We start from the raw sequence: 11269 nt of genomic DNA, 5'->3' as shown, positions 1-11269 counted from the left end.
GGTGGTGGGTCTGTGCCTGTCGCGGGGTGTGGATCTGATCGTCGCGGTGCTGGCGGTGTTGAAGGCGGGTGGGGCCTACCTGCCGCTGGACCCGGACTATCCGGTGGAGCGGCTGGAGTTCATGCTCGCCGATGCCCGACCCGTGTGCGTCCTCACCGAGTCGGACGTGGCGCAGTCGCTGTCCGGCGCGCGGTCATCTCTGGTGTTGCTGGACGACCCGTCGCCGGTCGAGGCGCTGGAGGCGTGTTCGCCCGGCGATCTGGCCGACGCCGACCGCCTCGCGCCGCTCCTGTCGGCTCACCCCGCCTACGTGATCTACACGTCCGGTTCCACCGGCGTGCCCAAGGGCGTCGTCATCACGCACGGGAATCTGGCCAACTACGTGGCATGGTGTCGACGGGCGTACCCGGAGGTCGCCGGGAGCAGCCTGCTGCACGCTTCGGTGTCCTTCGACGCCGGCGTCACCGGGTTGTACGGCGGACTGACCAGCGGCGGCCGTGTGGTCGTCGCGGCAGTGGACGAACACCTGCCGGAGCTGCTGGAGGACCGGCCGCTGACCTTCCTGAAGGCCACGCCGAGCCATCTGCCGGTCCTCGAATCGCTGCCGGCGGGCTGGGCGCCCACCGGCCGCATGATGATCGGGGGAGAGGCGCTCGGCTCGGCGACGCTGCGGGCCTTCCGGGACCGCCATCCGGGCGTCGAGGTCGTCAACCACTACGGCCCGACCGAAGTCACCGTGGGGTGCACGGACCACCTCACCGCCGACCTCGACGGCGACCGGTCCGGCACGGTGCCGATCGGCGGGCCGATGGCCAACACCCGTGCCTATGTGCTGGACCAGAGGCTGCGACCCGTACCGGTTGGCGTGGCCGGCGAACTGTACGTCGGCGGTGCGCAGGTGGCCCGCGGCTACCTGGGCCGCCGCGGGCTGACGGCCGAGCGGTTCGTCGCCGACCCGTTCGGTGCCGACGGGACGCGCCTGTACCGCACGGGTGACATGGTCCGGTGGCTTGCCGAAGGGGTGCTCGAATACCTGGGCCGGGACGACGACCAGGTGAAGATCCGCGGGTTCCGCATCGAACCGTCCGAGGTGCACACGGCCGTCGCCGCGCACCCGCAGGTGGACCAGGCGGTGGTCACGGTCCGGGAGGACACCGCGGGTGACAAACGGCTGGTCGCCTACCTCGTTGCGGCGAGCCCCGCCGACGGAGCGGACATCGAGGCGTCGGTCCGTGCGTTCGTGGCCGACCGCCTTCCCGCCCACATGGTGCCGTCCGCCGTCGTCGTCCTCGACGCGCTGCCGCTGACCGTCAACGGCAAGCTGGACCGAGACGCCCTGCCCGCCCCGCACTTCGCACCCGGCGCGCAGTCGCGCGGTCCGTCCACCGTGGTGGAGGAGGTTCTGTGTGCGACCTTCGCCGAGGTCCTCGGGCTGGAGAGGGTCGGCGTGGACGACAACTTCTTCGCGCTCGGCGGGCACTCGCTGCTCGCCGTGTCGTTGGTCGAGCGGCTGCGGCAACGAGGCGTGTCGGCGAGTGTGCGGGCCCTGTTCATGGACCCGACCCCCGCGGGGATCGCCGCGGGCTCCGGCGGAGCCGAGGTGGCGGTGCCGCCGAACCTGATCCCCGCGGACGCCACCGAGATCCGGCCGGAGATGCTGCCGCTGGTCGAGCTCAGCCAGGCCGAGATCGACCTGATCACCGCCGGTGTCCCCGGCGGCGCCGGGAACGTGGCGGACGTCTATCCGCTCGCGCCCCTGCAGGAGGGGATGTTCTTCCACCACCTGTTGTCCAAGGACGAGGACGGTGACGACGTCTACCTGCGGCCCACCGTGGTCGGCTTCGACTCCCGGGACCGCCTCGACGCCGTACTGTCGGCGCTGCGGCAGGTCGTCGACCGGCACGACATCTACCGGACCGCGATCGTGTGGGAGGGCCTGCGCAGCCCGGTCCAGGTGGTCTGGCGCAGCGCGGAGCTGCCGGTGACCGAGGTCGTCCTCCCGGAGAACTGCGACGACGCCGTCGCCGGACTGCTCGCATCGGCCGACGCCCGCATCGACCTCCGGCGGGCACCCCTGCTGCGGGTGTCCTTCGCCGCGGAGCCGGGGACGGGCCGGTGGTTGGCCCTGCTGCAGACGCACCACATGCTCCAGGACCACACCGGGCTCGGGGTCGTCCTGGCGGAAGTGGCGGCGATCCTGCGCGGTGAGGGCGAACTGCTTCCCGAGCCGGTGCCCTTCCGGGATTTCGTGGCGCATGCGCGGCTGGGTGTCTCCCGTGCGGAGCACGAGGAGTATTTCGCCGGGTTGCTGGGTGATGTCACGGAGACGACCGCGCCGTTCGGGCTCATGGACGTGCACGGCGACGGCACCACGACGGCACGGCATGCCATGGCGCTCCCGGACGACATCGCAGAGCGGGTGCGGGAGTCGGCGCGGGTGGTGGGGGTGTCGCCGGCGACGTTGTTCCATGTGGCGTGGGCGCGGGTGCTGGCGTCGTTGGCGGGGCGTGAGGATGTGGTGTTCGGGACGGTGTTGTTCGGGCGTATGAACGCGGGTGCGGGTGCGGATCGTACGCCGGGGTTGTTCATGAACACGTTGCCGGTGCGGTTGCGGACGGGTTCGGTGGGGGTGTTGGAGGCGGTGGAGGCGATGCAGGCTCAGCTGGCCGGGCTGCTGGTGCACGAACACGCCCCGCTGCCGCTCGCGCAGAGCGCCAGCGGTGTTCCCGCCCCCGCCCCGCTCTTCACCTCCCTGTTCAACTACCGCCACACCGTGGCTCCCGGCGGCCGACGCGCGACGCCGGGGGCCGGGGGAGCCGACGGCATGCGCACGATGTACAGCCACGACCACACCAACTTCCCGGTTGACGTGGCGGTGGACGACCTCGGCACCGGCTTCGGCATCACCGCCGAGACGGTGGCACCGGTCGACCCCCGGTCCCTGTGCGAACTGCTGAACACGGTCGTGTCCCGCCTCGTCACCGCGCTCGAGGAAGCACCCGGCACACCGCTGTGGCGGCTCGACGCCCTGGCCGCCACCGAGCTGTGGACGATGCTCACGGACTGGAACGACACGGCCCGCGGCACGGGGCCGTCCTCGGTGCCCGCTCTGTTCGAGGCCCAGGCCGTGCGACGCCCCGCCGCCGTCGCCGTGACGGCCCACGGTCGGCCGCCCGTCACCTATGCGGACCTGAACGACCGGGCGAACCGCCTGGCGCGACTGCTGATCGCCCAGGGGGTCGGCCCCGAATCGGTGGTGGGCGTGTGCCTGCCGAGAGACGCCGACCTCCTCGCGGCCGTGCTCGCCGTCCTGAAAGCCGGCGGAGCCTACCTGACCGTCGACCCGCACCACCCGGCCGAGCGCAGGGCGTTCATGCTGCGCGACGCCCAAGCCTCCTGTGTGGTCACGGTCACCTCCCTCACGGACTCGCCGGCCGACGACGCCCCTGCGCCGACGGTGCTGGCCCTCGACGAGCCCGACATGGTCTCGCGCCTGGCGGCGACGCCGGAGGGCGACATCACGGACGCCGACCGGCGCGCCCCGCTGCTGCCCGCGCATCCCGCCTACGTGATCTACACCTCCGGATCCACGGGGACGCCGAAGGGCGTCGTCGTCACGCACGAGGGCTTCGCGAACATGGCCGCCGCCGTGCGCGACCGCTTCGGCCTGGCACCGGGCCACCGGGTCGCCCAGTTCGCGTCGGCGGGCTTCGACCAGTTCTGCTCGGACTGGGCGATGGCCCTGCTGTCCGGCGCGACCTCGGCGATCGTCCCGGAGGAGCGCCGGCTGGGTGCCGAACTCGCGGGGTTCTTCGCTGAGCACGGCGTGACGCACGCCGTCCTGCCGCCGGCCGTCCTGGCCACCTTGGCGGACGGCGCGATCGCGGACGGGGTCCTGCTGGAGGTCGGCGGCGAGTCCTGCCCGCCGGACCTGCTCGCCCGCTGGTCCGCCGGGCGCGTGCTGTTCAACACCTACGGTCCGACGGAGACGACCGTGGACGCGACGACCTGGCGGTACCGGCCGGACGCGCCCGAGGCGGCGATCGGCTCGCCGATCCCCAACACCCGGGTCTACGTGCTCGACGCACGGCTTCGCCCGGTGCCCCAAGGGGTCGTCGGCGAGTTGTACATGACGGGTGTGCAGCTCGCCCGCGGCTATGCCAACCGGCCCGGCCTCTCCGCCGAACGGTTCGTGGCCTGTCCGTTCGAACCGGGCGGGCGGATGTACCGGACCGGAGACCTGGTCCGCTGGACACCCGACGGGGAGCTGGTGTTCGCCGGGCGCGTCGACGACCAGGTGAAGATCCGCGGTTTCCGGATCGAGCCGGGTGAGGTGGAGGCGGCAGTCACCGCGCATCCGTCGGTGGACGGGGCGGCCGTCGTCCTCAGGGAGGACGGCAATGGCGATCGGCGTCTTGTCGCCTATGTCGTGACCGCCGCCGGGGCTGGCCTCCAAGTGGCGGAGTCCGTACGGGACTTCGTCGCGCAGCGACTGCCCGCCCACATGGTTCCCGCAGCGGTCGTCGTCCTCGACGCGCTGCCGCTGACCACGAACGGCAAGCTGGACCGCGCGGCGCTGCCCGCCCCGGTGTACGGAACCGCCGGGACGGAGCGCGATCCGTCGTCCCGGGCGGAGCAGGCGTTCCGCACCGCGTTCGCCGAGGTCCTCGGCCTGGAGTCGGTGGGCCCCGACGACGACTTCTTCACCCTCGGCGGGCATTCCCTGCTGGCCGTCGCCCTGGTGGAGCGGCTGCGCGACTGGGGGATCCGGATCGGGTTGCAGGCACTTTACGAGGCGCCGACACCGGCCGGCCTCGTCGGGCGTGTCTCCCTCGAGTCGATGCGGGGCGCGTTCAGCGCAGTGCTCCCCATCCGGCGGCACGGCCCCGGGCAGCCGCTGTTCTGCCTTCCCCCGGCCGGCGGCATGAGCTGGGGCTACATGCCGCTGGTGCGTGTCGTGCCCGAGGAATTCCCGGTCTACGGCCTCCAGGACCGCGGGCTGGCGGAGGGCGGCCGGCTCTTCGGCTCGGTGCGGGAGACGGCGCGGGAGTACATCGCGCACATTCGGTCGGTGCAGCCCTCAGGACCGTACCGGGTGCTCGGCTGGTCGTTCGGTGGGGTCGTCGCGCACGAGGTCGGCGTGCAGCTGCGGGCCGCCGGCGAAGAGGTCGCCCTGGTCATCCTGGACACCTACCCGCGGCCGCAGTCGGTCTTCGAGGACGGTGCCGAGCTGCCCGGGGAACTGGTCGACGACGAACTCGACGACGTCATGGAACGGCTGCGCGGAGTACGCGACCGGGTGCTGCCGGTGGTGTCCGACGACGAACTCGCCGGCATGGCACGGGTCTACCTCAACAGCGGACGGATCCTGGACGAGCACGAGTTCGGGCGCTACGACGGTGACGTCCTGCTGGTCGTCTCCACGCTGGACAAGCCGGAGGACGTCTCCCCGGCGGCGCATTGGCAGCCGTACGTCGCGGGAGAGATCACGGAACGCCGGATCGCCTGCACGCACCCTGGGATGATGCGGCCGGAGAACCTGGAGGTGGTGTGGTCGGCGATCGCGGAGTGGACGCGGCCGGCGCGGTGAGCGGTCCGAGGCAGCGCTGAGCGGAAACGCGAACGGGGACGCCGATGCGGCGTCCCCGTGGCCGGGCGAGCGGATGAGACCTCTAGTCCGCGGTCATCCGCAGCGACTCGGACTTCGACTGATCGGCCAGGGAATCGGCGAAGGTCGACCACGTCTGCGCGTACTGCAGCGCGAGTTCGCCGACCAGCGTGGCGCAGTGGGGCGGCACCGTGGACAGCAGGTCCTGCCACTCCTGATCGTCGATGGCGACGTTCCGCAGCAGCCGAAGCAGCCTTCGCCCCGCTTCCTTGTCCCGCAAGGACGGGTCTTTCAGGAGCTTGTCCAGGACCTGGGGAGGGGCCAGCGAGGCCGGCGTCGGCCCAGGTCCGGAGCGCTGCAGCCGCGGGGCGCCCGTCGTCGGTGGTTCACCGCGGGCGAGACGTCTGCGGACGTCGCTCGCGGTCGCCGGAGACACCCCCGCCGTGCGCGCGACCTCGCGGATGGAGATCTCGGGATGCCGGGTGAGGAGTTCCGCGGCCCGCAGCCGGCCCGCCGTGTGGTCCAGCGGGCGGACCTTGCCGTCCCGGCCGACCCGGGCGGTGGTCTGTCGGCCCCCCGCCTTCTGCCGCAGGGTGAAGACGGTCTTGGTTCCCAGACCGGCCACCCTCGCGATCGACCGGTCGGACATGTGGGGGTGCGAGGCGATGATGCGCATCGCGGCCGCCCTGCGCTCCGCCTGTGACAGCGGGAGGCCGTGCCGGATGTTGGACTGCACGGCGTGCAGGAAGGCGTCCGCGACATCCCCGTCGAAGAAGGTCGCCGCGATCGTCCGGTCGCCGCGCGCCACCGCGGCGGCGAGCCGGTGCATACCGTCGACGACCCGCATGGTCTGGCGGTGCACGAGAACCGGCGGAAGCGGCGCGTCGACCTCGGCGAGCCGGGCGACGTGCGCCTCGTCGCAGCCGTTGAGACGGGGCGAGTCGCCTGGGGCCAGAAGGTGGAGGGGGACGTCGACACAGTCCTGCGGCCAAGCGCCGGTTCTTCTGGCGGCGGGGACGATGACGTCCGCCGCCGGCTCCTGGATGGTGAAGGTGGTACCGGTTTCTGGGCGTTGCACTTCCATCGGTTCCTCCCCGTTGCGGATACCGCTACTGAATTCGCCGCCCTCGATGTCGCGCGGACGTGCTGCCCGCGCACAAGCATGTTCCTTCTCCAGTCATGTTGGCTGATTTTTTTTGGTACCCGAACATCTCCTTGTCTGCTTATGTCAATTCATGGTGGTTTCCCTGACGACTCTACTTCGAAGCGGTCAGCGCCTGTCCTCTGCCGAGCCGCTGGCCGCCAGGCCGTCCACGGCGTCCCCGGGGTCCGCTCCCAGGGCGAACTGGGTGCGGTACATGAGCGCGTAGAGGCCGTCCGTGGCGAGCAGTTCGGCATGCGTGCCGCACTCCCGTATCCGGCCGGAGTCCAGCACCAGGATCTGGTCGGCGTCGCGGATCGTGGACAGCCGGTGGGCGATCACCAAGGACGTCCGGTCGGCGAGAGCGGCCGTGAGACCACGTTGGATCGCCACCTCCGACTCGGAGTCGAGATGCGCCGTCGCCTCGTCGAGGAGGACGACCGGCGGGGACTTCAGCAGCAGCCGGGCCAGGGCGACGCGCTGCTTCTCCCCGCCGGACAGCCGGTAGCCGTGGTCGCCGACGACGGTGTCCAGACCGTTCGGCAGCGCCGAGATGACGTCCCAGATCCGGGCGGTGACGCAGGCCTCCCGCAACTCGGCGTCGGTGGCGTCCGGCCGGCCGTACGCGAGATTGGCGCGAAGCGTGTCATGGAAGAGGTGCGCGTCCTGCGAGACCACGCCCACGGCGTCGCGCAGGGACGGCAGCGTCAGCTCCCGAAGATCGTGACCGTCGATGCGCACCGTCCCGGCGACCGGGTCGTACAGCCTCGTCAGAAGCTGCGCGACGGTCGATTTCCCGGCGCCGGACGGCCCCACCAGTGCCGTGAGCGTGCCGGCGGGCAGGCGGAAGGACACGTCGTCGAGGATCCATCCCTCGCCCGGCTGCTCCGTCTGGGGCAACCCGATCGACTCCAGCGAGGCCAGCGACACCTCCGAGACCGTGGGGTAGCGGAACGAGACGCCCTCGAAGACGATCTCGGGTGCGGACGGCGCTCTGTCGCCGGCGGCCGCCGTGCTGTGGGGCAGGGGCCGCGCGTCCTTCCGCTCGGTGACGAGGGGCCGCAGATCCAGAACCTCGAAGACACGGTCGAAGCTGACCAGCGCCGTCATGAACGAGGCCTGCATGTTGGAGAGCTGGTTGATCGGGCCGTACAGCCGGGTCAGCAGGGCCGCCATGGCGACCAGGGTGCCGAGCTCGAAGGAGCCGCGGACGGCCAGCACACCGCCCAGGCCGTACACGACGGCGCTGGTCAGGGCGGCCAGCAGCGTACCGATCACGACGAGCAGCCTGCTGTGCACCACCGCGACCACCGCGACCTCGCGAATGCGCCCCACCCGCTCGGCGAACCGGGCCGACTCGGTCCGCGGCCGGCCGTAGAGCTGGACCAGCATGGACCCGGCCACGGTGAAACGTTCGTTCATCAGGGAGCCGACCTCGGCGTCGAGCTGCATCTGCTCGCGCGACAGCCGCTGCATCCGCCGGCCGAGCACCTTGCCGGGGATCAGGAACAGCGGGATGAACAGCAGGACCACCAGACTGATCTGCCAGGACAGATAGAACATCGCGGTGAGGACCAGCACCAGGGACAGGAGTGTCGACGTGGTCTGGGTCAGCAGAGCCGTGACCGCCTGCTCGGCCCCGACCACGTCGGTGTTCAGCCTGCTGACCAGGGCGCCGGTCTGGGTGCGGCAGAAGAACGCCACGGACTGCCGCTGGACATGGTCGTAGACAGCGGTGCGCAGGTCGTAGATGAGTCCCTCGCCGACGCGCCCGGAGAACCACGCCTGCGCGAGCAAAGCGGCCGCGTTCAGGACGGCGAGAGCGGTGACGACCAGCGCCCAGGCCACCACCGTGCCGGTCCGCCGGGGGATGATCCCGTCGTCGATGATCACCTTGAGGATCAAGGGCTGCACCGCCGTCACGGTAGCGTCGGCCGCGGTGGCGAGCAGCAGGAAGAGCACGCTCCACCGGTGGCGCAGCGCGTACGGAAGGATTCGGCGGATCGTGCCCGGGCGTATCCTCTGACGGGTGATCGACTCGTCGAGGCGGAGCCTCGACAAGGGGCCCGTGGCGTTCCGCATGAGAAGAAGACCTCCGTGCGATGACGATCCGGCCGGATGTTTTCGCTCCTCCAATGAAGCGCCAGGCGGGTGCCGCTGTTCAACCGACGCACGGCAGCGGTTGAACACCTGAGCGACCCCGCCGCCCATGGCTTGTGTTGCTCGTCTCGGTGGTGCTCGGTCATAGTGACGCGGTCGGCCGCTGAGGCGGACGCGCTGAAGTCACCGCAGGCACAGCCCTCATGAGGAGGCCGCGTCGTGTCCTTCGTCAAGGTCAACGGGGTTCGCCTCTCCTACGAGCGCTCAGGCGGCGGGCAACCGGTCCTCCTCGTCATGGGGACGGGCGCCTCGGCGCACGTGTGGACCATGCGCCAGACTCCCGCGCTCCATCGCGCCGGATACGAGACGATCACGTTCGACAACCGCGGGATGCCACCGTCGGACGCCCCGCCGGGCAAGTACTCGCTCGACGACATGGTCGCCGACACCGTGGGACTGATCGAGGCACTGGACCTCGCACCCTGCCGGATCGTCGGCGTGTCGCTCGGGGCCATGATCGCCCAGGAGGTGGCCGCCGCCCGTCCCGAACTGCTCGGCGCCGCCGTTCTCATGGCCACCCGGCTGCGCGCGGACGCCTTCCGGCGCGCACTGCACCAGGCCGACCAAGTGCTGGCCGAGAAGGGGCAGCGCGTGCCCGCGGCACACAGCGTCATCGCCTCGGCGCTGCAGATGCTGTCGCCGCAGACTCTGAACGACGACGCCGCGGTCAGGACCTGGCTGGACCTCTTCGAGCTGACGTACGCGCCGACACCGCCCGGCGGGGGCCAGGTGTGGGTCGATTTCACGGGCGACCGGCGCCAGGCACTGAGCACCGTCCGGGTGCCGTGCCGCGTCATCGCCTTCGCCGACGACGTGATCACCCCACCGCACCTGGCCGCCGAGGTCGCCGAGACGATCCCCGACTGCGACTACCTGGAGATCGCCGGCTGCGGCCACCTCGGCTTCCTGGAGCGGCCGGACGAGGTCAACGCGGCGATCATCGAGTTCCTCGACAAGTTCTGAGAGTCCTCGACCCGTTCGGGACAAGGAAGGTGGTGGCCCCGTGAGCGACGCATGGGCTATCGACAAGGGCGATCTCCACCCCGCCGTCTCGGACGCCGTCCTGGACACCATGAACTTCCTGAACGAGGTGACGCTCCGTCATCCCGACGCGATCTCGTTCGCGCCCGGCCGCCCCTACGACGGCTTCTTCGAGACCGAGCAGATCTTCCAGCACATCCGCCGCTACCTGGACCACTTGGCGCAGCAGGGCTCGACTCCGGAGCAGATACGGGACGCCCTGTTCCAGTACGGCCCCACCGCCGGCCGGATCCGTGGCCTGATCACCGACTCGCTGCGCATCGACGAGGGCATCGACGTACCGCCGGAATCCGTCGTGGTGACCGTGGGATGCCAGGAGGCGATGTTCCTCGCCCTGCGCGCCCTCGTGCCGGGCCCCGACAGCGTCGTGCTCGTGTCGAGCCCCTGCTACATGGGGATCACCGGCGCCGCCCGCCTGCTCGGCATCGGCCTCACCGCCGTAGCCGAGCACCCGGACGGGTTTCGCTGCGCCGACGTGGAAGCGGCGTTCCGCACCGAGACGGCCGGCGGACGGCGACCGCGCGCCCTGTACGTCGTTCCCGACCACGCCAACCCGTCCGGCACGACGATGCCGCTCGCCGTACGGCACGAACTCCTCGCCCTGGCACGGCGGTTGGACTTCCTCGTCCTCGAGGACAGCCCCTACCGGCTGGTCAGTCCCGGCTCGCAGGTGCCGACCCTCAAGGCTCTCGACACCGGCCGCCGGGTCGTGCACCTGGGCTCGTTCTCCAAGTCCCTCTTCCCCGGGGCACGCCTGGGTTTCGTCGTCGCGGACCAGTCCGTGGTCGACGCCGAGGGCAGGACGAGCCTGCTCGCGGACGAACTCGCGAAGGTCAAGAGCATGGTGACGGTCAACACGTCCCCGATCAGCCAGGCGGTCGTGGCCGGCATGCTGCTGTCCGCGGGAGGCGGCGCGGCGGCGCTCAACGAGCGGACCTCCGCCTACTACGGTGACACCCTGCGGGCCACGCTGCGGGAACTCTCCCGCCGGCTCCCGCCGGAGCGCCGGACCGCACTGGGCGTGCACTGGAACGAGCCGACCGGCGGCTTCTTCCTCAAGGTCTCCGTGCCGTTCCACGCCGACGAGGCCGCGCTCGCCCGCTCGGCCCGGGACTTCGGCGTCATCTGGACCCCCATGTCGTACTTCTATCCCGAGGGCGGCGGAGAGTACGCCCTGCGCCTGTCAACCAGCTACCTGACGCAGCAGGACATCGAGGAGGGAGTCGCCAGACTGATCCGCTTCATCGAGGCGGAATCGCGCAACCGTGACCCATCCCCTTCCATGGAGGACGTGTTGACATGACGACGGTGGTACCGCT

Annotated in this window: 5 protein-coding genes; 3 read left to right on the top strand and 2 right to left on the bottom strand. The window is 70.9% G+C overall.

The window, feature by feature from the left end:
* Position 1 precedes the first annotated feature (1 nt).
* Positions 2–5590, top strand: a complete 5589-nt coding sequence (locus tag ACFY0P_RS50135; RefSeq protein ID WP_388929187.1) for an amino acid adenylation domain-containing protein — start codon at positions 2–4, stop codon at positions 5588–5590.
* Between the two features lie 82 nt (positions 5591–5672).
* On the opposite strand, the gene ACFY0P_RS50130 is transcribed toward ACFY0P_RS50135, so the two are convergent.
* Complete coding sequence (locus tag ACFY0P_RS50130; protein WP_388929186.1) at positions 5673–6686, bottom strand: transcriptional regulator; 1014 nt, start codon at positions 6684–6686, stop codon at positions 5673–5675.
* A gap of 192 nt (positions 6687–6878) precedes the next feature.
* Positions 6879–8831 (bottom strand): ABC transporter ATP-binding protein, encoded by a 1953-nt coding sequence (locus tag ACFY0P_RS50125; RefSeq protein WP_388929185.1) that lies wholly within the window; start codon positions 8829–8831, stop codon positions 6879–6881.
* A gap of 237 nt (positions 8832–9068) precedes the next feature.
* Between ACFY0P_RS50125 and ACFY0P_RS50120 the strand changes: the two genes are divergently transcribed.
* Together ACFY0P_RS50120 and ACFY0P_RS50115 are read left to right on the top strand one after the other, a co-directional pair.
* Positions 9069–9872 carry an alpha/beta fold hydrolase gene (locus tag ACFY0P_RS50120; protein WP_388929184.1) on the top strand — a complete coding sequence of 268 codons (804 nt, stop codon included), beginning with the start codon at positions 9069–9071 and terminating at the stop codon, positions 9870–9872.
* Positions 9873–9912: 40 nt separating this feature from the next.
* On the top strand, positions 9913–11253 hold the full coding sequence (locus tag ACFY0P_RS50115; protein ID WP_388929183.1) for a PLP-dependent aminotransferase family protein: 1341 nt from the start codon (positions 9913–9915) through the stop codon (positions 11251–11253).
* The last annotated feature ends 16 nt before the right edge of the window (positions 11254–11269 follow it).

Origin of the sequence: Streptomyces sp. NPDC001714 (genome assembly GCF_042892755.1) — a bacterium.
In the GTDB taxonomy this organism is placed as follows: Bacteria; Actinomycetota; Actinomycetes; order Streptomycetales; family Streptomycetaceae; genus Streptomyces.
Note: the sequence above shows the minus strand (reverse complement) of the source record. Positions and strands in the feature narration are given on the sequence as shown.

Excerpts from the sequence above, each read along its gene's own strand:
- ACFY0P_RS50125 (WP_388929185.1), bottom strand. The coding sequence starts at position 8,831 with ATGCGGAACGCCACGGGCCCCTTGTCGAGGCTCCGCCTCGACGAGTCG.